This window comes from Sporosarcina sp. ACRSL (assembly GCF_022346605.1).
Lineage (GTDB): Bacteria > Bacillota > Bacilli > Bacillales_A > Planococcaceae > Sporosarcina.
Window position 1 is genome coordinate 1 of the sequence record NZ_JAKRNT010000011.1, and the last position, 22,578, is coordinate 22,578.

The 22,578-nt window shown below is 46.2% G+C and carries 20 protein-coding genes, 2 rRNA genes and 1 riboswitch; of the genes, 19 read left to right on the top strand and 3 right to left on the bottom strand.

The genetic code is table 11. The features are described 5' to 3' along the window. From MHZ92_RS16145 to purD, 14 genes are all read left to right on the top strand, one after another. Positions 1 to 115, top strand: a 23S ribosomal RNA gene (locus MHZ92_RS16145); the annotation flags it as partial. 84 nt (positions 116 to 199) lie between these two features. Continuing rightward, positions 200 to 315, top strand: a 5S ribosomal RNA gene (rrf, locus tag MHZ92_RS16150). Between the two features lie 427 nt (positions 316 to 742). Next, on the top strand, positions 743 to 1,270 hold the full coding sequence (locus MHZ92_RS16155; RefSeq protein WP_370644767.1) for a DUF2179 domain-containing protein: 528 nt from the start codon (positions 743 to 745) through the stop codon (positions 1,268 to 1,270). Continuing rightward, on the top strand, positions 1,267 to 1,458 hold the full coding sequence (locus tag MHZ92_RS16160; RefSeq protein ID WP_239432741.1) for an NETI motif-containing protein: 192 nt from the start codon (positions 1,267 to 1,269) through the stop codon (positions 1,456 to 1,458). Before MHZ92_RS16155 ends, MHZ92_RS16160 begins: the two co-directional genes overlap by 4 nt. A gap of 84 nt (positions 1,459 to 1,542) precedes the next feature. Continuing rightward, positions 1,543 to 1,643, top strand: a riboswitch (purine riboswitch). Between the two features lie 184 nt (positions 1,644 to 1,827). Continuing rightward, a complete protein-coding gene (gene purE / locus MHZ92_RS16165; protein ID WP_239432742.1) occupies positions 1,828 to 2,316 on the top strand; it encodes a 5-(carboxyamino)imidazole ribonucleotide mutase in 489 nt (162 codons plus the stop codon). Then, a complete protein-coding gene (purK, locus tag MHZ92_RS16170) occupies positions 2,313 to 3,431 on the top strand; it encodes a 5-(carboxyamino)imidazole ribonucleotide synthase (protein WP_239432743.1) in 1,119 nt (372 codons plus the stop codon). The genes purE and purK overlap by 4 nt, the downstream gene beginning before the upstream one ends. Before the next feature lie 52 nt (positions 3,432 to 3,483). Continuing rightward, the gene (gene purS / locus MHZ92_RS16175; protein ID WP_239432744.1) at positions 3,484 to 3,738 is read left to right on the top strand and encodes a phosphoribosylformylglycinamidine synthase subunit PurS; all 255 of its coding nucleotides are present in this window, start codon (positions 3,484 to 3,486) and stop codon (positions 3,736 to 3,738) included. After that, a complete protein-coding gene (gene purQ / locus MHZ92_RS16180; RefSeq protein WP_239432745.1) occupies positions 3,735 to 4,421 on the top strand; it encodes a phosphoribosylformylglycinamidine synthase subunit PurQ in 687 nt (228 codons plus the stop codon). Before purS ends, purQ begins: the two co-directional genes overlap by 4 nt. Then, on the top strand, positions 4,405 to 6,636 hold the full coding sequence (purL, locus tag MHZ92_RS16185) for a phosphoribosylformylglycinamidine synthase subunit PurL (protein ID WP_239432746.1): 2,232 nt from the start codon (positions 4,405 to 4,407) through the stop codon (positions 6,634 to 6,636). The genes purQ and purL overlap by 17 nt, the downstream gene beginning before the upstream one ends. Then, positions 6,612 to 8,039 carry an amidophosphoribosyltransferase gene (gene purF, locus MHZ92_RS16190; protein ID WP_239432747.1) on the top strand — a complete coding sequence of 476 codons (1,428 nt, stop codon included), beginning with the start codon at positions 6,612 to 6,614 and terminating at the stop codon, positions 8,037 to 8,039. The genes purL and purF overlap by 25 nt, the downstream gene beginning before the upstream one ends. Before the next feature lie 12 nt (positions 8,040 to 8,051). After that, complete coding sequence (gene purM / locus MHZ92_RS16195) at positions 8,052 to 9,110, top strand: phosphoribosylformylglycinamidine cyclo-ligase (protein WP_239432748.1); 1,059 nt, start codon at positions 8,052 to 8,054, stop codon at positions 9,108 to 9,110. Next, the gene (gene purN / locus MHZ92_RS16200) at positions 9,107 to 9,706 is read left to right on the top strand and encodes a phosphoribosylglycinamide formyltransferase (RefSeq protein WP_239432749.1); all 600 of its coding nucleotides are present in this window, start codon (positions 9,107 to 9,109) and stop codon (positions 9,704 to 9,706) included. Before purM ends, purN begins: the two co-directional genes overlap by 4 nt. Then, the gene (gene purH, locus MHZ92_RS16205) at positions 9,703 to 11,238 is read left to right on the top strand and encodes a bifunctional phosphoribosylaminoimidazolecarboxamide formyltransferase/IMP cyclohydrolase (RefSeq protein WP_239432750.1); all 1,536 of its coding nucleotides are present in this window, start codon (positions 9,703 to 9,705) and stop codon (positions 11,236 to 11,238) included. Before purN ends, purH begins: the two co-directional genes overlap by 4 nt. A gap of 18 nt (positions 11,239 to 11,256) precedes the next feature. Beyond that, positions 11,257 to 12,510, top strand: a complete 1,254-nt coding sequence (gene purD, locus MHZ92_RS16210) for a phosphoribosylamine--glycine ligase (RefSeq protein ID WP_239432751.1) — start codon at positions 11,257 to 11,259, stop codon at positions 12,508 to 12,510. Between the two features lie 52 nt (positions 12,511 to 12,562). On the opposite strand, the gene MHZ92_RS16215 is transcribed toward purD, so the two are convergent. The 3 genes from MHZ92_RS16215 to MHZ92_RS16225 are packed head-to-tail and all read right to left on the bottom strand — an operon-like array spanning position 12,563 to position 16,148. Further along, positions 12,563 to 13,681, bottom strand: coding sequence for a Ger(x)C family spore germination protein (locus tag MHZ92_RS16215; RefSeq protein ID WP_239432752.1), 1,119 nt, complete (start codon positions 13,679 to 13,681; stop codon positions 12,563 to 12,565). Continuing rightward, the gene (locus MHZ92_RS16220) at positions 13,660 to 14,778 is read right to left on the bottom strand and encodes a GerAB/ArcD/ProY family transporter (RefSeq protein ID WP_239432753.1); all 1,119 of its coding nucleotides are present in this window, start codon (positions 14,776 to 14,778) and stop codon (positions 13,660 to 13,662) included. The genes MHZ92_RS16215 and MHZ92_RS16220 overlap by 22 nt, the downstream gene beginning before the upstream one ends. Next, positions 14,775 to 16,148, bottom strand: a complete 1,374-nt coding sequence (locus MHZ92_RS16225) for a spore germination protein (RefSeq protein WP_239432754.1) — start codon at positions 16,146 to 16,148, stop codon at positions 14,775 to 14,777. The genes MHZ92_RS16220 and MHZ92_RS16225 overlap by 4 nt, the downstream gene beginning before the upstream one ends. A 187-nt stretch (positions 16,149 to 16,335) precedes the next feature. On the opposite strand from MHZ92_RS16225, the gene MHZ92_RS16230 reads away from it, so the two are divergent. The 5 genes from MHZ92_RS16230 (at position 16,336) to pcrA (ending at position 22,569) form a co-directional block, all read left to right on the top strand. Beyond that, complete coding sequence (locus MHZ92_RS16230) at positions 16,336 to 18,054, top strand: adenine deaminase C-terminal domain-containing protein (RefSeq protein WP_239432755.1); 1,719 nt, start codon at positions 16,336 to 16,338, stop codon at positions 18,052 to 18,054. 9 nt (positions 18,055 to 18,063) lie between these two features. Continuing rightward, entirely contained in the window at positions 18,064 to 19,146 is a 1,083-nt protein-coding gene (locus tag MHZ92_RS16235) for a DUF3048 domain-containing protein (RefSeq protein ID WP_239432756.1), read from the top strand. 34 nt (positions 19,147 to 19,180) lie between these two features. After that, positions 19,181 to 19,498 carry a YerC/YecD family TrpR-related protein gene (locus tag MHZ92_RS16240; protein ID WP_239432757.1) on the top strand — a complete coding sequence of 106 codons (318 nt, stop codon included), beginning with the start codon at positions 19,181 to 19,183 and terminating at the stop codon, positions 19,496 to 19,498. Between the two features lie 88 nt (positions 19,499 to 19,586). Then, positions 19,587 to 20,279, top strand: coding sequence for a heptaprenylglyceryl phosphate synthase (locus MHZ92_RS16245; RefSeq protein WP_239432758.1), 693 nt, complete (start codon positions 19,587 to 19,589; stop codon positions 20,277 to 20,279). A 55-nt stretch (positions 20,280 to 20,334) separates the two neighbouring features. Further along, the gene (pcrA, locus tag MHZ92_RS16250) at positions 20,335 to 22,569 is read left to right on the top strand and encodes a DNA helicase PcrA (RefSeq protein ID WP_239432759.1); all 2,235 of its coding nucleotides are present in this window, start codon (positions 20,335 to 20,337) and stop codon (positions 22,567 to 22,569) included. Positions 22,570 to 22,578 lie beyond the last annotated feature (9 nt).

Here is a 22,578-nt window from a genome sequence, read left to right on the forward strand (position 1 = left end):
TTCCCATTACATTTGTAAGTAAGATCCCTCAAAGAAGATGAGGTGGATAGGTCCGGGGTGGAAGCGTGGCGACACGTGCAGCTGACGGATACTAATCGATCGAGGACTTAACCTTAAGTTACTTAAGTACGGTTGAACTTGAAGTTCAGCGACAATGTTTGTTTTATCCGGTTTTGAACGAACAAGTATCGTTCAATTGTCTGGTGACGATGGCGAAGAGGTCACACCCGTTCCCATACCGAACACGGAAGTTAAGCTCTTCAGCGCCGATGGTAGTAGGGGGCTTCCCCCTGTGAGAGTAGGACGTCGCCGGGCAAATGCCATCTCCTTTGGGAGATGGTTTTTTTGTGTTTCAAAAACTCCATACCCCGCGTCCAAACCAAGTCTTCCCACGTCCAAAGTGAGCCACCCCGCGTCTAAAGCGAGCCCTCCAACGTCCAAAGCAATCCATCCCACGTCCAAACCAAATCCTCCCGTGCTCAAAGCCAGCCGCTTCGCGCCCAAAGAGCTCTATCCCGCACTCAAAGCAAGCCGCCTCACGCTCAAAGTTCCCCATCCCGCGCCCAAAGAGCTCCCTCCCACGCCCAAAGCAAGTCACCACGAACTCATAACTCCCCCCAACTTCACCACCTACACACCATTTCATAAGATCTTCCATTGTTCCACAATAACAAATTCTTGTAATCCATTACTCAGCACGATACGATGGAAGTCAACCTAGACATGGGGAGGTCTGATGGAAATGCAGATGTTATTGATCATTTTTGTTATTAATATTGTGTATGTTACCTTCTTTACGATCCGTATGATACTAACGTTGAAAGGGTATCGGTATTTTGCTGCAGGGGTAAGTGTCGTAGAGGTTGTCATCTATGTTGTAGGACTCGGTTTAGTATTGGAAAACCTTAATGAAATACAAAATATTATTGCGTATGCACTCGGGTATGGAATCGGTGTTATCATCGGAACGAAGATTGAGGAGAAAATGGCGCTTGGGTATATTACAGTGAATGTCATTACTGCAAGTGTTGATTATGAGATGCCAAGGATCTTACGGGAAAAAGGATATGGTGTAACGGACTGGGCGGCACACGGATTGGAAGGCAATCGATCTGCCATGCAAATATTGACACCACGCAAAGATGAATTGAAGCTTTATGACACAATCAAACAGATCGATCCAAAAGCGTTTATTATTGCGTATGAGGCTAGGACAATCCATGGCGGATTTTGGGTCAAGACTGTAAGGAGAGGAAATTTATTTAAATGAGTACGAAGAAAAAAACGGTTTGGTTTGAAGTACAGGAAGACGAATCGATTGAAGATTGCTTGAACCGATTGTCAGACGCAGGTTATCGAGTAGCTGGAAGGATGGAAGAGCCGGTATTCATGGAGAAGGATGGCGAGTATGTCCCAATTCGGCAAGTAATAAAGTTTAAAGGTATTTTGGATGAATAAATCACCTGTTTTACGAACGATGGACATATGTTATTGATTATTGTTCGTATTTTTTATTGACGTATTCGACTTCAGTTGTTACACTGATTGTAGTCAGATATCCCACATATATGCTGAAGGATTGGCTTCAGTGTTTCTACCAGGACACCGTAAATGTCCGGACTATGCGGGAAAGCGTTTATAGGATTAGCGAAGGGTGTGCCATGCCTAATGGATATGTTCATCTTACCGCTTATTAACTATCCTTGAATGAACTGCTTTCCATGCACTTGGAAAGTAGCTTTTTCAAGGATTTTTTTATTCCTTCATACAAGTGAAGATGTGAAATGTTTTTATTTGTAAATATTTTTCTAAAGGAGCAGATTGTTTATGGGACCGAAAGTCGGCGTAATCATGGGAAGTAAAAGTGATTGGGAAACGATGAAGCATGCCTGCGACATATTGGATGAGTTAGGCGTAGCCTATGAAAAGAAAGTCGTTTCAGCGCACCGGACTCCGGATTTCATGTTTGAATATGCGGAACAGGCGCAAGGACGGGGGATTGAAGTGATCGTTGCAGGTGCTGGCGGTGCTGCCCATCTTCCTGGAATGGTCGCTGCCAAAACGTTGTTGCCGGTCATTGGTGTTCCAGTTCAATCGAAAGCGTTGAACGGGATGGACTCGTTGCTTTCCATCGTTCAAATGCCAGGAGGTGTTCCTGTCGCAACAGTTTCGATCGGCAAAGCAGGCGCAACGAATGCAGGATTGCTGGCAACCCAATTTTTAGCGGTCCATGACGTTGAGCTGCGCAGCCGTCTCGAAGAGCGGCGCGAAAAAATGCGGGATGCCGCTTTAGAAAGCAGTGGTGAGTTGGAATGAAAACTATTTTACCTGGACAGACGATCGGGATTATCGGAGGCGGTCAGCTAGGTCGCATGATGGGGCTTGCCGCAAAGGAAGCCGGTTTCAAAATTGCTGTCCTCGACCCGACAATGGATTCACCGTGTGGACAGATTGCCGATATACGCATCGTTGCTCCTTACAACGATGAGGCGGCACTCGAAGAGCTTGCCGAAGTAAGTGATGTCATTACGTATGAATTTGAAAACATTGATTATGAAGGGTTGAAACGTCTTACGGAAATCGCCTACGTCCCGCAAGGAGCGGAGCTTGTTCGGATTACGCAAAACCGGATCGCTGAGAAGGGAGAAATCAGAGCTTCAGGTGCTCCGGTCGCAAACTATGTGGCAGCAAAGTCTTTCGATGAATTGAAAAAGGAAATTGAGAAAGTTGGGTTTCCGTGTATCGTGAAAACGGCATTTGGCGGATACGATGGCAAAGGCCAAGTGAAACTGGATTCTATTGACGATCTTGAAAATGCTGAACCGCTATTTGCCCATTCGGATTGCATCGCGGAAGCGTTCGTTCCTTTTAAAACAGAAATCTCCGCGATCATTCAGCGTAATCCTGCAGGGGATTCTTATTGTCTCCCAATCGCTGAAAATATTCATAAGCATCATATATTGCATGAGTCAATCGTTCCTGCAAGAGTTGCCCCGGCAGTTATCGAAAAGGCGGAGGAAGCTGCGAAAAAAATCGCAGATCATCTCAATCTCGTCGGAACACTCGCGGTGGAAATGTTCGTACTCGAGAACGATGAAATTGTCATCAATGAGCTTGCCCCGCGCCCTCATAACTCGGGTCATTACTCTATCGAGGCGTGCAGTGTATCCCAGTTCCACCAACACGTACGCGCAGTGTGCGGATGGCCGCTTCGAAAGCCGAAGCTATGGGCACCATCCATCATGGTGAATGTGCTTGGAGAGCATGTCGTGCCGCTGAAGAAAATCATTACAAACTATCCGGATTGGTCAGTCCATTTATACGGGAAGGCCGAGGCGAAAGAAAAGCGGAAAATGGGCCATGTTACCATCATGACGGATGATATTGAAAAGACGTTAGAAGAAATCGATTCTACTAGCATTTGGGCATAACAGCTATACATCAATTCGATTACAAACTTATTCCATTTGGGAGGAAATTAACATGACAAAAGTAAACATTTACGTAACATTACGCGAAAGTGTTGTTGATCCACAAGGAATTGCGGTTCAGGATGCGCTTCAAGCACTTGGTTTTAATGAAGTTGAAAGTGTTCGTATCGGAAAATTGATCGAGCTTGAGCTAGCTGGAACGAACAATGAAATCGAAGCGCGTGTAAAGGAAATGTGCGATAAACTACTTGTCAATAAGGTGATCGAGAATTATAGATATGAAATCGGGGAGGTCGCGGGCAAATGAGGTTCGCTATTTTAAGTTTCCCGGGGTCCAGCTGTGATGTGGACATGTATCATGCCTTAGTGGATATCGTTGGCGTCGGTGCAGAAATCATCAGCCATCAGGATGCTAATTTGGAACATTTTGATGCGGTCGTCATTCCTACAGGCGCTTCCTACGGGGACTACTTACGTCCGGGCGCACTAGCCCAAAGCTCCAAGTCAATTGAAAGCCTCAAGGCGTTCGTTGCTTCCGGCAAGCCGGTACTTGGTATCGGAAACGGATTCCAAATTCTTGTGGAAGCAGGAATCCTTCCAGGAGCATTTTTGAAAAATAAAGGACTGAAGTTCAGAAGCGGAAATGCAAAGCTGGCTGTTCTAAATGCATCTTCGATCTTCACAAGCAATTACGAACAAGGACAGCCGCTTACGATTCCATTCGCCCATGAGTACGGCAATTATTATGTAGACGCGGACACAGCACAACAATTGAAACAGCAAGATCGAATCGTGTTTACGTACGAAGACGGCAATGTTGACGGCAGTGTCGAGAAAATCGCGGGTGTTTTGAATGAACAAGGAAATGTCCTCGGCATGATGCCGCTGCCTGAACGGGCAGTCGAAGAAATCATCGGCGGAACGGACGGTTTGCCTTTATTCCGATCAATTTTGAAGAACTGGAGTGAGAAGAATGTCCACAATGCATGAACCAACAGCTCAGCAAATTAAAGATGAAAAACTATATCGTCAAATGGGAATGACCGATGAAGAGTTCGATCGTGCAGTCGAAATGATTGGACGCCTTCCAAACTACACAGAAACAGGATTGTTTTCTGCAATGTGGTCAGAACATTGTTCTTATAAAAGCTCGAAACCGGTATTGCGCAAATTCCCTACCGAAGGGGCACGTGTTTTACAAGGTCCTGGGGAAGGTGCTGGAATTATAGATATCGGTGACAATCAAGCGGCTGTTTTCAAAATGGAATCGCATAACTCTCCTTCCGCAATCGAGCCGTTCATCGGTGCAGCAACAGGAGCGGGCGGTATTATCCGTGACGTCTTCTCGATGGGTGCTCGCCCTGTAGCACTTGTCAACTCAATGCGTTTCGGCGATTTGTCGGATGAGCGCGATCGTTATTTATTTGAACAAGCGGTTGCAGGTATTGCAAGCTACGGAAATACGATCGGGATACCGACAGTTGCCGGTGAAGTTCAGTTCGATAATAGCTATTCGAAGCGTCCGCTCGTTAACGCAATGGCTGTCGGATTGCTGAATCATGAAGATATCCAGAAAGGTCTTGCATCTGGAGTCGGCAATACAGTGTTGTACGTCGGTGCACAAACAGGACGTGACGGAATCCATGGAGCGACGATGTCTTCTTCAGAAGTCGCGGTCGAGAAAGAGGAAGAGTTGCCAGTTATGCAAGCGGGCGATCCGTATCTTGAGAAACTTCTCATGGAAGCATGCCTTGAGCTTGTGAAATCGGATGCTTTGATCGGTATTCAAGATATGGGTGCTGCAGGCCTTACTTCATCTTCTGCTGAAATGGCTTCAAAAGCAGGCTACGGTGTCGAATTGAACTTGGATCTCGTTCCGCAGCGTGAAGAGGGTATGACTGCGTATGAAATGATGCTTTCCGAGTCGCAAGAACGGATGCTTGTCGTTGTCAAGCAAGGTCGTGAACAAGAAATCATCGACTTATGCAAAAAGTACGGACTTGAAGCTGTAGCAATCGGGAAAGTTACGGATGATAAAATGCTACGTCTTACTCATAAAGGTGAAGTTGTCGCGGAAATCTTAGCGGATATACTTGCCGAAGATGCACCGGTCTATTATAAGAAATCGGAAGAACCTGCTTACTTCAGGGAATTCCAAGCGATGGATAATGAAGAGCCGGTAGTCTCCGATTTGAAGGAGACATTGACCGCATTATTGCAACGCCCGACAATCGCGTCAAAAGAGTGGGTATACAGCCAATTCGATTCGCAGGCACGTACGAATACGGTCGTAGCACCAGGTTCTTCTGCAGGTGTCATCCGCGTTCGCGGTACGAATAAAGGGCTTGCGATGACCGCAGATTGCAACTCTCGTTATATTTACTTAGATCCAGAAACGGGTGGGAAAATTGCAGTTGCAGAAGCAGCGCGTAATCTTATCTGTTCAGGCGCTGAGCCGATTGCAGCAACGGACTGCTTGAACTTCGGAAGTCCGGATAAACCGGAAGTGTTTTGGCAAATCGAGAAATCGGCAGATGGCATTTCCGAAGCTTGCCGTACGTTGAATGCGCCAATTATCGGCGGGAATGTTTCGATGTCGAATGAGGTGAACGGGGTTCCAGTCTACCCGACACCGACGATGGGCTTGGTTGGCCTGGTGCATGATTTGTCGCAAGTGACGACAACGTCATTCAAACAAGCGGGTGACGTAATTTACTTGATTGGCGAAGCGACAACAGAATTTGGCGGCAGTGAACTTCAACAGATGATCCATGGGAAGATTTTCGGAAAAGCACCTGCGATCGATTTGGAAGTGGAAGCATCCCGTCAACAAGCTCTTCTAAAAGCAATCCAAAGCAAACTCGTCCAATCGGCGACGGATTTATCAGAAGGCGGATTCGCTGTTGCACTTTGCGAGAAGGTATTCGATGCGGAAGGCCTTGGGGCAGATGTTACTGTGAAGGGATCAGCAGTAACGGCATTATTCAGTGAAACGCAATCACGCTTCATCGTAACGGTGAAAGAAGAGCTGACGACTGCTTTTGAGGCGCTTGTACAAGATGCAGTGAAAATCGGTACAGTTACAAATGAAGATAAAATCGTCATTAAAGGCGACAACGATACAGTTTTAATTGACGGGACGGTGGAAGAATTCCGTTCCGCTTGGAAAGGGGCAATTCCATGCTTGCTGAACTCAGAGGCCTGAACGAAGAATGCGGCGTGTTCGGCATTTGGGGTCACGAAGATGCAGCGCAGATCAGCTATTACGGCTTGCATGCGCTACAACACCGCGGTCAGGAAGGCGCAGGAATCGTAACAAGGAATGGCAAAGGGCTTCACGTCGTAAAAGGCGAAGGACTTGTGAATGATGTGTTTTCCGGTGATGCGTTGAAAAACTTGACGGGTCATGCGGCAATTGGCCAAGTCCGTTACACGACAGAAGAGGGGCGGGGCGCAGAAAATGTGCAGCCGCTCGTCTTCCGTTCAATGACAGGCAGTTTGGCGATTGCGCATAACGGCAACTTAGTTAATGCAAAGGATTTGAAGGAAAGTCTTGAAAAGCAGGGCAGCATTTTTCAAACGACGTCCGATACGGAAGTATTGGCCCATTTGATTAAACGAAGCAGCAGTGGTTCATTGACACAGCGGGACCGGGTTAAAAAAGCATTGTCGATGTTGAAAGGTGCTTTTGCATTCGTCATCTTGACGGAGGAAGGCTTGCTCGTTGCACAGGATCCGAATGGTTTACGCCCTTTGTCTCTCGGGAAATTGGGTGATGCATGGGTTGTCGCATCTGAAACGGTTGCTTTCGACTTAATCGGAGCGGAACCGATCCGTTCAGTTGAACCTGGAGAATTGATCGTCATCAATGACAAAGGGTTGCACTCCGACCAATTTGCGGAACCAGCGGAACGGGCCATCTGCTCGATGGAATATGTCTATTTTTCAAGACCTGACTCGGATATCGACGGCATTAATATTCATATGGCTCGGAAACGATGCGGCAAGCAGCTTGCGAGGGAAGTCCAAATCGAGGGGGATGTCGTGACAGGTGTCCCTGACTCGAGCATTTCTGCTGCGATCGGATTTTCGGAAGAAAGCGGCATCCCGTACGAACTCGGTTTAATTAAAAACCGGTATGTCGGCAGGACGTTCATCCAACCGACACAGGCGATGCGTGAAAGAGGCGTAAAGCTAAAGCTTTCTCCGGTGCGTCAAGTGATTGAAGGCAAGCGGGTTGTCATGGTGGATGATTCAATTGTCCGCGGGACGACGTCGAGAAGGATTGTCAAAATGCTGAAGGAAGCCGGCGCGAAAGAGGTCCACGTCGTCATTGCGTCGCCTCCATTAGTGAGCCCTTGCTTCTATGGTGTTGATATAAGTACGGATTCGGAATTAATCGCAACAAATCGATCGGTTGATGAAGTGCGTGAATTAATCGGTGCGGATTCTCTGACATTCCTTTCAGCAGAAGGAATGCTGAATGCAATCGGTAGACCGTCTGACATGAAGAATTGCGGACAATGTCTTGCTTGCTTCACAGGTAATTATCCGACAGACATCTATGCGGATACAGTACTGCCACATGAAAAAGAAATCGGGCGATAAGGAGGATCTTCCATGTCAAAGGCGTATGAAAAAGCGGGAGTGAATATCGAGGCTGGCTATGAATCGGTCGAACGGATGAAGTCGCACGTAGCGCGTACTGTTCGCAAAGGAGTTGCGGGTACATTCGGAGGATTCGGAGGGATGTTCGATCTTTCTGAGCTGAACTATAAAGAGCCAGTGCTCATTTCTGGTACGGACGGTGTCGGCACGAAATTGAAATTGGCGTTCCTAGCCGATAAACATGATACGATCGGCATCGATTGTGTTGCCATGTGTGTGAATGATATCGTCGCACAAGGTGCGGAGCCACTTTATTTCTTGGATTATATTGCGCTTGGAAAAGCGGTCCCTGAAAAAGTCGAGGCGATTGTCAAAGGTATTGCGGACGGCTGCGTGCAATCAGGAGCAGCATTGATTGGCGGAGAGACGGCTGAAATGCCTGGACTTTATGATGTCGAGGAATATGACCTCGCTGGATTTGCGGTCGGAGCATGTGAAAAGAGCAAAGTCGTTACTGGCGAAAAGGTTTCTGAAGGAGACGTACTCGTCGGAATCGCTTCTAGCGGCATCCATTCGAACGGATTTTCACTAGTCCGTCAAATCGTACTTGAAGAGCAAGGATATAAAGTAGATGAGTATATTGCGGGCTATGAAGAACTCGGTAAAGTGGGTACAGCGTTGCTTGAACCGACGAAAATCTATGCGAAGCCTGTCATGCAAATTCATGAAGAACTTGACGTCCACTCCATGGGGCATATTACGGGCGGAGGTTTTTACGAAAACCTTCCACGGATGTTCAAAGAAGGGTTCAGCGTTGAAGTCGATCTTGGCTCTTGGCCTGTACTACCAGTCTTTAAAATGTTGAAAGAGAAAGGCGAACTTCTCGACAAAGATCTTTACAGTGTCTTTAATATGGGGATTGGATTCGTTGTGGCTCTTCCAGCGGAACAAGCGAAACGCGCCATTCAAATTGCTGCGGAGCACGGCGAGGATGCATATGAAATCGGCCGCGTTGTACGCGGTTCAGGCGTCATTTTCAATGGTACCCATGACGGGAGCTTGGCAGAATGAAGGTAAAAACGAAAATCGCAGTATTCGCTTCCGGAAGCGGCAGCAATTACGAAGCGCTTGAGCAAGCATGTCGCAACGGTGAATTAGATGCTGAAATCGTCCTCGTCATGACGGATAAACCTGCATCATTCGTTGTGGAACGTGCTCGTAAGACAAACACTCGGGTCGTCGCTTTGGAGCCGAAAGCTTTTCCATCGAAACAGGCATTCGAGGAAGCTTTGATTGACATTTTACGAGAAGCGGAAGTCGAATGGATTGCGCTAGCGGGGTATATGCGGCTGATCGGACCAACGTTATTAGCCGCCTATCCATCGCGCATCGTCAATATCCATCCTTCGCTGCTTCCTTCATTTCCTGGCAAGGATGCAATCGGTCAGGCAATCGCTCATGGCGTCAAATTGACAGGTGTTACCGTTCACCTTGTCGATGAAGGAATGGACACGGGCCCGATTCTAGCGCAAGCAGCGGTTCCCGTCGTTGAAGGCGATATAGCGAAGACAGCAGAAGCAATCCACAAGGTCGAGCATGTACTTTATAAAGAAACTTTACAGAAGCTTTTTACAGATAAATTGATATTCGGAGGCGTTCAATCGTGAAAAAACGAGCATTGCTCAGTGTCTCGGACAAAAACGGAATTTTGGAGTTTGCACAAGCTCTTGTTGCATTGGACTATGAAATTCTATCAACTGGCGGGACGATGAAACATTTAAAGGAAAACGGCGTTGCGGTGACAGCTGTCGATGAAGTGACGGGCTTCCCTGAAATTATGGAAGGCAGGGTCAAGACATTGAATCCGATGATCCATGGCGGATTGCTTGCGAAGCAAGACGACGCGCAGCATATAGCGCAAATGGAAGAGCACGGAATTGAGCCGATCCATATCGTCTGTGTGAATCTGTATCCATTTAAAGAAACGATTTCAAAAGCGGACGTTTCCGTCGATGACGCGATTGAAAATATTGACATCGGCGGCCCTGCGATGCTCCGTGCATCTGCGAAAAACCATGCCTATGTAACGGTTATCGTCGATTCCACAGATTATGAGCAAGTGCTTGATGAGTTGAAAGCGGATGGGCAAACGACTCTTCAGACTCGCCGCCGTCTTGCTGCGAAAGTATTCCGTCATACAGCTGCTTACGATGCGCTCATTTCCGGTTACTTAACAGACCTTGCTGGCGAAGAATTCCCTGAGCAAGTGACGTTTACATATGAGCTGAAACAACCGCTTCGTTACGGTGAAAACCCACATCAGAAAGCGGCGTTCTATAGCCGTCCACTCGGTTCAGATTTCTCCATCGCCAATGCGGAGCAATTGCACGGCAAAGAGCTATCCTATAACAATATCCAGGATGCCAATGCGGCTATCCAAATCGTGAAGGAATTCCAGCAACCTGCGGCAGTGGCCGTGAAGCATATGAATCCTTGCGGTGTTGGAGTCGGTGCAACAATCGCTGATGCGTTCAATAAAGCATATGAAGCCGACCCGATTTCCATCTTCGGGGGCATCATCGCATTGAATCGTGAAGTCAATGCGGAAACAGCTGAAAAGCTCTCAGGAATTTTCCTTGAAATCATTATCGCACCGTCATTCACGGATGAAGCGATCGCTTTATTAACGAAGAAGAAAAACATTCGACTACTGACGATTCCGTTCGGACAACAGAAAAAGGATGCATGGAATACGGTATCAGTTGAAGGCGGTCTTCTCATGCAGGAGCCAGATACATTCGGATTTGAAAATGCCGATATCCGCGTTGCAACGGATCGTGAACCGACAGAAGCGGAATGGGAAGCGCTCAAACTCGGTTGGGCAGTCGTCAAGCATGTGAAATCGAATGCAATTGTCGTATCGGATTCACAAAGAACGCTTGGCGTAGGTGCGGGGCAAATGAACCGCGTAGGTGCAGCAGGCATTGCATTGACACAAGCTGGGGAGCTTGCAAAAGGTGCAGCGCTTGCATCAGACGCATTCTTCCCGATGGATGATACTGTAGAAGCTGCCGCGAAAGCGGGAATTACAGCTATTATCCAGCCTGGAGGCTCCGTAAAAGACGAAGATTCTATCAAAAAAGCGAATGAATACGGCATTGCTATGGTATTCACTGGAGTACGTCATTTTAAACATTGATCGAAGGAGTGGATACTGATGAAAGTACTCGTCATCGGCAGTGGCGGCCGGGAGCACGCAATTGCGCGGCAGTTCAATAACTCTGCCTCCGTGGCGAAAGTGTTCGTTGCCCCTGGAAACGACGGCATGAAAAATGATGCGGAGTGCGTGGCAATCAATACAACTGATTTCGATGCACTAGCTTCATTTGCAATTGAACAAAAGATCGACTTGACGTTTGTCGGTCCTGAGCAACCATTGGCGGAAGGGATTGTTGATACCTTCACAGACCGGGGGCTACGGATTTTTGGTCCTACGAAAGCTGCTGCTCAAATCGAAGGGAGCAAGTCTTTCGCGAAGGAGCTGATGAAGAAATACTCAATTCCTACAGCTGCATACGGGACGTTTACGGACGCCGATGAAGCGAAAGCATTTATTCATCAGCAAGGCGCCCCGATTGTCGTGAAAGCAGACGGACTTGCTGCGGGAAAAGGAGTCATTGTCGCGATGACTGTCGAAGAGGCGATCGAAGCGGTTGACGATATGATTGGCAATCAACGGTTTGGTGAATCTTCATCCCGCGTCGTTATCGAGGAATTTCTGGACGGGGAAGAATTCTCCTACATGTCATTTGTGCATGACGGTCAGATTTATCCGATGGTCATCGCGCAAGATCATAAGCGCGCGTATGATGGCGATAAAGGGCCCAATACTGGAGGAATGGGGGCATATTCCCCGGTACCTCATATTCCAGAAGCGGTCGTGGAAGAGGCGCTTCAGACCGTCGTCATTCCAACAGTCCGTGCGATGGAGGAAGAAGGTACGCCGTTTACGGGAATCCTCTATGCGGGTCTCATCCTTACAGATGAAGGGCCAAAAGTAATTGAGTTCAACGCCCGTTTTGGCGACCCTGAGACACAAGTCGTGTTGCCTCGGATGAAATCCGATTTTGGACAATTCATGATGGCGCTCATGGATAAAAAACCGTTTGATCTAGAGTGGCATGAAGAAGCGATGCTCGGAGTTGTAATTGCATCGGACGGCTATCCGGGAGATGTAGTGAAAGGTGCAAAATTACCGGATCTTACACAATTGAACGGACTCGAAACCTTCCACGCTGGTACAAAAGAGAGTGACGGTCATTTTGTTGGTAACGGCGGCCGTGTTATCCTCGTAGCAGCCAAGGCTGATACATTGAAAGAAGCGCAACGTCAAGTGTACGAAGGTTTGAACCAATTGGAATGGAACGGATTTTTCTACCGCACGGATATCGGCTGGCGGATATTCAGCTAATAATCAAAACAGACCACACGTGAAAATATGTGGTCTGTTTTTTGTTTAGATTTTATTCAACCGCTCCTGTGCCCTTTAGTTTGACGTTTACAGTTACATTGAATTTGATTTCTGGATAAATACGCTCCCATTCCTCCATAATGCCTTTGCGGGATAATCTTGTGGCATGATACCGTAAGCCGAAACCGAATGGATCGAGATTTTTTTCTTGCAGCTTTGTCAATAAATCCATTACTTCTGCTTTCGTGTCTTTAGCTGCTAATTTATTGTACTTATCTAATTTACTTGGATCCAAACGATGCTTGGATTCGCCAATGTAGCCTACTTTTGTAACTTTTATATCTATTCGAGGCTCACCCTCGTTCAGGATTATTTCATATTTGAATCTCACTTCATAGATGTTTAACACTACGGAATGGTCTTTATCTTGAAATTTATAACTGAATCCGGAAGCTCTATTCGCGAGCGAATTGAAATATTTTGTTTCTTCGGGTGTCAATTCTAATGGTTCCTTATCCAATCTAAAAACAATTGATTTATTGACTTTGTATTCTTGATTTTCCTCGTCAATATCGATGATTGGCAAAACTGTATCTTTCCCTTTTTCTAACAGTTCCCGTCTGAATTCAAATAGAAATGTCGTCACGATGTACGGGCTTTCCGTTCCCGTATTATCAAAATAATTATATAAGGCAATTGATGCAGGTGTTTCAATTGTCGGTTCAAAGGAAATCGCTTCTTCGGACGTAGTACCAGCAATAGCGATATAACATACCATCTGAATATCCCCGCGCCTTGTAAAAAAATCCATGACAGTATGCAAATCCTTCGTAAGCAATTCTTTGTTTATAATAATGATCCGGTTATGTGTTAAGTCCAATAGTTTGTCGACACGGGTTTCCATTTCTGCTACGGCTACCGCAACTGAATCGGCATCATGCGATAAATAGGCGTATGTGGGAGTTTGTGCCTGTCTAACATTTCCGTATGGTTTTGCCAACTTCAATGTCACTCTGAAACCGTCTTTTACCTTTTCAGAAGGATCAACTCCAATTCCGACAACGAAAATTCTTTTGTCGATGTCTTTGAATGCACATCCCGCTTGTAGAAGCATCATAAGGAAAAGGCCTGTTGCTATGCACCCTTTTATTATTTTTTGCTTTTCCGCCATTTGGAAGCCGCTCCTTTCCGTGCCAAAAGAAGACAAAAGACTAACAAAACTAGCAAGGTTGGGGTGAAGTAGTCATCATACATCTCGACAGCTCTGAATAGGCCTTCGGTCGAGATCTTTGCTATAACGAACATGGCAACGACCCAAAACATGACGATCAATAAAGGGAAAGTCAAATTGAACGATTTCCACTTGAAACGTTTAAAATCGAACACACTCGCAAGCAACTGAATCGAAACATGCCAATGCATAACGATGCTAACGACGCCAAGAGCCAAAAAGGCGCCAGTGAAAATAAAGACAATCCTTTCGATAATCCCGAATTTCATCCTTATCGAATCACTCGTCATAATCCATGGAAAAATAGTAGTTTTCAGGGGTTCGTACCCTCCAAAGCCGATGGGAAGGAAATAAGTCGACGCAAGAACATAGGCTAAAAGGAAAGTGAGAAGGGCCATTCCTTTGCCTGTCGGCTTTTTCAGTTGCGTGAAAACCCGATTAAAAATGACTAAGTTTGCAGTCCCTATGACGATAAATAGGGAAGATGTAAAAGCTCCGTAATCCGGCAAATGATTGATTTCCATAAGAGCGATCCGTACATAATCCCAGTTTAAATCGCGATTAATATACCCTTTTAATTGAATGAAGACGATAAGAGGAACGACGACGATAAAAATGATTTCACTCATATATAAGATGTTGCGCGCTTTCATGAATACCCCATATGTGACAACGATGACAAACGTCAACACGATCGTATAAATCGACATATTAGGAGTCAGAAAACGGATAATGATAATTGTATAAGCAATAAGCGTAAATAGACCCGCAGTATACCAGGCAAGTCCGAAAAAAAGGAGGATAGGTTTTGCAAACCATTTGGGAGCGTATGCTTTCAAAATTTCGGGCAAGCCAAGTCCAGGGAAGTGGCTGAAAAGACGTACAAGGATATACGTCATTACTATTCCAACAAACAGTGCGATTATTAATGAAACAACTGTCCCGCTGCCACTTCCGGCAATCAGAATTCTTGGTGTTAAGGAAACCATACTCGTCATCATATTTATCAAAATCAAATAGAATAGGAACCGACTCATTTATTGTCCGCCTTCAATTCATCGTTTTTACCGATCCAAGGAATCCGCAAATAAGGTATTCCTAAACTTTCTTTATTTACCATTAAAAATATGATTCCCATGAAGCCGATTAGCAGGCCGACCATTCCGAATAATGAACTATAAATAAGTAATAAAACACGTACGACCCGCATCGTAAAACTCATTTCATTGATGGGAATGACGAATGTGGAAATGGCCATCGCTGCAATGATGATGATCATAATTGTCGATGTGAGTGATGCTTCTGTTGCCGCTGTCCCTAAAATAAGTCCCCCAACAGTCGTTGCAGTTCCACTCACGGCTTTCGGCAGCCGCATGCTCGCCTCCGTCAACAATTCCATGAATAAGAGCATGAATAAGACTTCGAAGAATGATGGGTACGGCACTCCAATCCTACTGCCTGCAACTGTTAGGGCAAGTTCAATTCGAAGGATATTCGGGTTATAAGATGTCATTGCCACATATAAACCGGGAAGTAATATACATATGAACAGACCTATATATCTTAATAGTATCGTCATTCCTGATAAGACAGAGACACGGTAATTGTCTTCCATCGATGACATGAAATCGAAAAAAATGACGGGTGCAATGATGACGTTCGGACTGCCATCAATCGCAATGACGACTTTGCCGCCGACAAGGTTAAATATGATTCGATCGGGGCGTTCCGTTATTATCGTCGTAGGGAAGAGCGTCCATCTGCTTTTGTTCAGGAAATGTTGGAGTTCTCCGGCGGATTGGAATAACGGAGTCTGGAGATTCTCAAGTTCTGCTTTTATCTTTTTCAAGACTTCCGGTTCGACAAGGTCATTATCATAGAGGAGAGCGACGGTGCGATTGGTCTCATCATCTGTTACAATCTCTTCAACGATTAAGGAGGGTTTATGATACCGTTGCCTAATCAAATTGATTGTCGTTCCAATGTCCTCACTTAATCCTTTTTGCGGTCCGTGGACTGTCGGCTCAATCGTCGTATCCTGCACTTCATTGTTCTTGACGAGACGGACATCAAGTAAAAAAGTTCGGTCACGTATAGCAATCAAAACAGAACCAGCACTTATTTTCACGAACAATTGCTCTTTAGCGGGGACTTCCGATTGATTCGGCAAGGATTGGATATAAGATGTGAAGCTTTCTTCAGATGCCATTTCAAAAAAAGGCCGGATGACCGTCTGATGGATCTTATCGCCATCTGTCACGGATTTTAAATAAAAGAGGAAAGCACATTCGCCTTTTATTTGCAAAGGCGTTTGAACGACGTCATTCGATGGTTTGAACTCCTTCGACAATGTGTTCAATAAAGGAGGTGCTTCGGGTGCACCAGAGGTTCCTTGTTGCTCATTCATTTCCAACTCTCCCTTCACGTGGAGCAAGAAAAAAAGTTTGTCCTTAGAATTCCCGCAATAAAGGAAATGATACGCACCACATAAGGAGATTGAAATGTCATGAAAATAATGGAAACCCACTATATTTCAAGTGAATGCTATGCTACGATTAAATCTATAGAATACTCTTCAAAAGGGGTTTGTCGAAATGTGGGACCAACGTGAAATTCAGCAGCAGATCGGGATTATTAACGGTAAACTAGCACCGGATCTCATCATTCAAAATGCGACGTATCTCCATTCCATCTTCAAAAAATGGGTGACAGGCAATATTTGGGTCAAAGGAGATCGGATCGTCTATACAGGCAGCAAAATGCCTGCCATGACGGAAGGTGCGGAAATCGTCGATGCAAGCGGGAAAAAAATCGTACCAGGATATATCGAGCCGCATGTCCATCCGTTCCAGCTATACAATCCAGAAACATTTGCAGAGTACGCGGGAAGGCTTGGCACGACAACGTTCTTATCGGATAACTTGACGTTCTTTTTGCTTCTCGGTAATGAAAAGGCATTCAAGTTGATTGACCAATTAAACGAGCTGCCGTTTTCGTTTTATTGGTGGGCGAGATTTGATTCCCAAACGGTTTTGGAAAAAGAAAAAGACGTTTTCAACCTAGCGGCGATTTCCGAATGGCTAAAACGGGATGATGTGCTAATGGGTGGCGAATTGACGGGCTGGCCGCGCCTTTTGACCGGCGATCCGGATATGACCGCGTCTGTCCTGGCTGCTAAAAAAGCTGGAAAGAGAATCGAAGGGCATTTCCCTGGGGCTTCCGAGCGTACGCTAGCGCGGATGAAGCTGCTCGGGACTGACGGGGATCATGAAGCGATGACGGCAGAAGAAGTGGAGGCGCGCCTTTTACAAGGGTATGCGGTGACGCTTCGTCATTCATCGATACGCCCTGATTTACCGCAACTTTTGAAAGGAGTCCTCGATAAGGGGTTGGACGTATTCGACCATCTCATGATGACGACGGATGGATCGACTCCTTCCTTCCATGTCGACGGGGTCATGGACAAATGTATCCAAGTCGCGCTCGACGCCGGTGTGAAACCGATCGATGGGTATTTAATGGCTTCTTATAACGTTGCGCGCTATTACGGCATCGATAGCGTGCATGGTGTTATTGCGACGGGAAGATATGCAACGTTCAATTTCCTTGAAGATGAAACAAATCCGGTGCCGACGGATGTCTTGTCGAAAGGAAAGTGGTTGAAACGCGATAATGAGGCGACGGAGGAGTTCAAGAAGGTCGACTGGTCAATCGTCCCTGTATTCAACCCGGATTTTGATTTGGATGAAAACGATTTTATATTCGATGAAACAGTCGGCATTGAAATGGTGAATGACGTCATTACAAAACCATATGAAGTCGAGCTGGATCTATCTCTGGACAAGCTTTCATCGGAGCATGAAGAAAGCTTTCTCATGCTCATCGATAGAGACGGGAAGTGGCGAGTGAACACGGTCATTAAGGGTTTCGCAAACGACGTACAAGGGCTCGCCTCCTCATATTCGAATACAGGCGATATTATAATAATCGGGAAAGACAAGAAGGAAATGCTGCTTGCCTTCAATGAAATGAAACGGTTGAAGGGCGGCATGGTGCTCGTTGAAGACGGGGAATTGATCGCATCCATCCCGCTTGCTATCGGCGGGGGGCTATCAGCTTCGCGCATGGAAGTTTTGATTGAACAGGAAATTGCATTTAAACAGGCGTTGGCTGAACGGGGATACAAACATGGCGATGCCGTCTATACATTCCTGTTCCTCCAATCGACCCATTTGCCGTACATACGGGCGACACAAGTTGGGCTTTATCAAGTTATGAAAAATGAAGTACTCGTTCCGGCAACGGAAAGATAGGAGGCACGGATGAAAGGGAAAAAGAGAGGATGGCTGCTCGGATTAGCTATCATGTTGCTGTTGTTGTCAGCGTGTTCAAAAAAAGAGAAAGCCGGCGCGGAAGAGATTCCGGAGCCGGAAGAGGTTGAAGAAGAAGTTGTCATTGAAGAAGAACCTGAGGAAGAGCCGGAGGAAGAAGGATTACTCCGTTATCGCGCACCGTTTACGGGAGAATTGATTGAGGAAGAGAATTGGACGAGACCCGTGCTAGCGACAATCAACAATCATCCGCATGCGAGGCCGCAATCAGGGATTAGTGAGGCGGATATCATTTATGAATTCCTCGCAGAAGGGAATGTCACGAGGTTTTTAGCGTTATTCCAAAGCGAGCTCCCGGATACGGTCGGCCCGATCAGAAGTGCGCGTGACTATTTCATTCATTTGGCGAAAGGCATGGATGCATTTTACGTTGCTCATGGCTATAGCCCGGATGCACAGAAGCTTCTCGCAAATAGGTATGTCGATAATATCAACGGCATGCAATACGACGGGACACTATTCAAAAGATCGAGTGACCGCAGGGCTCCGCATAATTCATATATTAGCGGTGAAAACATTGTAGCCGCAATGGATAAAGTCGGTGCAGCAGATGAAATTACGAAGGTTCCTTCATTTGCTTTCCATGAGTCGGTTGAGGATGCTAAAATAGGGGATAGTGCTTCGATGATCATCGTCCGGTTCAGCTCGAGTCAAGATTTCATTAACACATTCTCTTACGATACGGAAACGGAAACGTACAACCGGATGGTGAATGGTGTCTTGACGATCGATAAAGGGAACGGACAACAAGTCGGACTGTCCAACATCATAGTGATGGAAGCGGATCATCATACAATTGATAGTGTCGGGAGGCAATCTGTCGATATTGAAAGTGGCGGCAAAGCAATCCTATTCCAGGGCGGTATCGCCAAAGAGCTGGAATGGAGAAATGTTGAAGGTTTCCTCATGCCGATGGAAAACGGAGTTCCAGCAAAGTTGCTTCCTGGAAAGACATGGATCCACATTATCCCGACCTATTCCGGAATTTCAAAATCTGTAACATACACTCCTTAAACAATAGTGAAAGAAAGAGGGGGGAGGATGCGTAATGCAAATCGATAAAATACGAAGTGAACAAACGGATCAACTGTTCAAAGCGATATTGGCATTGAAGGACATTGAAGAGTGCTATATGTTCTTCGATGATCTCGCGACGATGAGCGAGTTGCAATCATTGGCTCAACGCTTGGAAGTCGCACACGCCTTAAGGCAGAAAAAGACGTATGAGCGGATTCAAAACGAAACCGGCGCAAGCACAGCGACAATTTCACGAGTGAGACGCTGCGTCGATTACGGGTCTGGCGGCTACAATACCGTGCTGGATCGACTCTACCCGGAGCTTGCGGAGAATAATGATAAGAAGTGATCGGGCGGAGAAGCTTTCCGTCCGGTTTTTTTGGTATACTGTTAAGAGCAAAAACGAATCGTATTTAACAAATTAGGTGGTTGACAAAATGGATTATAAAAATTGGCGCCACGCTTTTAAAGTGGACCCAGCTAAACAATTAGCTGAGGAAGATCTCGAACTTCTTGCAGAATCCGGAACAGACGGAATCATTATCGGAGGATCAGATGGCGTTACACTCGAAAATGTCCTCGATCTGTTAGCCCGCATCCGACGATTCTCGGTACCTGTGGCGCTAGAAGTATCGACTGTCGAATCGGTCACAATGGGATTCGATAATTATTTCATCCCAACGGTTCTTAATTCGCCCGAGACGAAGTGGGTGAACGGCATCCATCATGAAGCCTTGAAAGAATACGGCCATATGATGAACTGGGACGAAGTGATAGCGGAAGGTTATGTCATTGTGAACACCGATTGCAAAGCGGCACGGTTGACCGGTGTGAAGGAAGCTCCTGACGTTGAGGATGTCATTGCATATGCCCGGATGGCGGAGCATCTCTTCAAGCTGCCGGTCTTCTATTTGGAATATAGCGGAACGCTTGGAGACCCGGCGATCGTGAAAGCGGCAGCCCGAGTCCTCGAGCATACACGTTTGTTTTACGGAGGTGGAATCCGCAACGCAAAGGATGCCAAAATGATGGCGGAGCTTGCGGATACAGTCATTGTCGGCAATATCATCTATGAGGACCTGAAGGCAGCCCTTTCAACGGTGGAAGCAGTGAAATCAGTGTCCCATTGACAGGATGTTTACGATATAATGAAGAACAAACGTTCTTTGAAAGGCGGGATTACGAATGAAAGAAATCGCGGATAATCTGCTTGCAGGCATGAACCCTGAACAAGCCCGCGCAGTGAAAAAGACGGAAGGGCCCCTTCTGATCATGGCTGGTGCAGGCTCTGGAAAAACAAGAGTGCTAACACATAGAATTGCCTATTTGATCGTGGAAAAAGGCGTGTATCCTTCCAATATATTGGCCATCACATTTACGAACAAGGCCGCACGGGAAATGCGCGAAAGGATTGACGGCCTTCTTGGACCTGGTACAGGAGAACGGATGTGGGTATCGACGTTCCACTCAATGTGTGTCCGTATTTTACGCAGAGATATCGACCGTATCGGTATTTCAAAAAACTTTACGATCCTTGACTCCTCCGACCAGTTAACGGTCGTCAAAAATGTGCTGAAGGAGCAAAATATCGATCCGAAGCAATACGATCCGCGGTCGATGCTCGGTGCAATCAGCTCAGCGAAAAACGAATGCATTGATGCGGAAACGTACAAAGGACAAATCAATCCGCATAATCCTTATGAAAAAACGATTGCAAATGTTTACGAAGGCTATACAAAAAAACTGCGACAAAACCAATCACTCGATTTTGACGACCTCATCATGATGACGCTCAAACTATTCGAACGCGTCCCGGAAGTCCTCGAATTTTATCAAAATAAATTCCAATACATCCACGTCGACGAATATCAGGATACGAACAACGCCCAATATCGCCTCGTCAACATGCTTGCTGCGAAATTCCGGAACCTATGTGTCGTCGGTGACTCGGACCAATCAATCTATAGATGGCGCGGAGCCGACATCGGCAATATCCTTTCATTTGAAAAGGATTATAAAGATGCAACTGTCATCTTACTCGAGCAAAATTACCGTTCGACGAAAACGATTTTGCAGGCGGCGAACGATGTCATCCAAAATAACAGGAGCCGCTACGACAAAAAGCTCCGCACGGACAATGACGAAGGGGAATCGATCACGATCTACAAGGCATCGGATGAAAAGGACGAATCCCAGTTCATTGTTCAACAGATCATCGAGCTCAAGGAACGTGAAAACTTGCGGCTTGACCAATTTGCCATCCTGTACCGGACGAATGCCCAATCCCGTGTGATCGAGGAATATCTTGTGAAGTCCAATCTCGATTATACGATCGTTGGCGGCACGAAGTTCTATGACCGGAAAGAGATCAAGGACTTGCTCGCTTATTTGCGTTTGATTGCCAATAACGATGATGATTTAGCATTGGCAAGAATTATCAACGAACCAAAACGGAGTATCGGGGCAACTTCATTCGAAAGGATGGCGCAATTTGCGATTGAGAATGAACGGTCCGTTTTCGACGCATTGCATGAAGTACATTTCATGGGGTTGACGGCAAGAGCCGCAAACGAAGCTGTGAAATTCAGAGATATGATTAAAGGATTTACGCAAATGCAAGAATACTTATCGGTCACAGAACTTGTCGAGCAAGTGTTGGAAAAAACGGGCTACCGCGACATGCTCATTCGGGAGAAAACAATCGAGTCAGAAAGCCGTCTGGAAAATATCGAAGAATTCCTCTCCGTTACGGAAGCATTCGAAAAGCGGGCGGCCGAAGAGGAGGGCGATCGCTCACTCGTCGCTTTCCTTACAGATCTTGCATTGATTGCCGATATTGATTCATTGGATAAAGAAGAGAACCAATCATCGGAAAAAATCGTCCTGATGACGATGCATGCTGCAAAGGGACTTGAATTTCCGGTCGTCTTCGTTATCGGAATGGAAGAAAATATTTTTCCGCACGCTCGATCGATTGGTGATGACGAGGAAATGGAAGAGGAACGAAGACTTGCCTATGTCGCCATTACCCGTGCTGAACGGAGACTGTTCTTGACTTGTGCATCGTACAGAACGTTGTTCGGACGTTCTAGTTTCAATAATCCATCTCGTTTTTTGAACGAGATTTCAGAAGAAATCATTGAAGTGACTTCCAACAACAATCAAGGCTTTTCATATGGTGGGTTTTCACGATCGGAAGCACCTGTACGACCTGCTGTCAAAAGACCGGTCTATAAATCAAGCGGTGGTGAGAAGATGGGCTGGAAGGCTGGCGACAAAGCGCAACATAAAGCATGGGGAACTGGCATGGTCGTCAGTGTAAAAGGGAAGGAAGACGATCTTGAGCTCGATATTGCATTCCCGGAACCAGTCGGCATCAAGCGGCTCCTAGCCAAATTCGCTCCGATAGAAAAAGCATAGGGAGAGGAA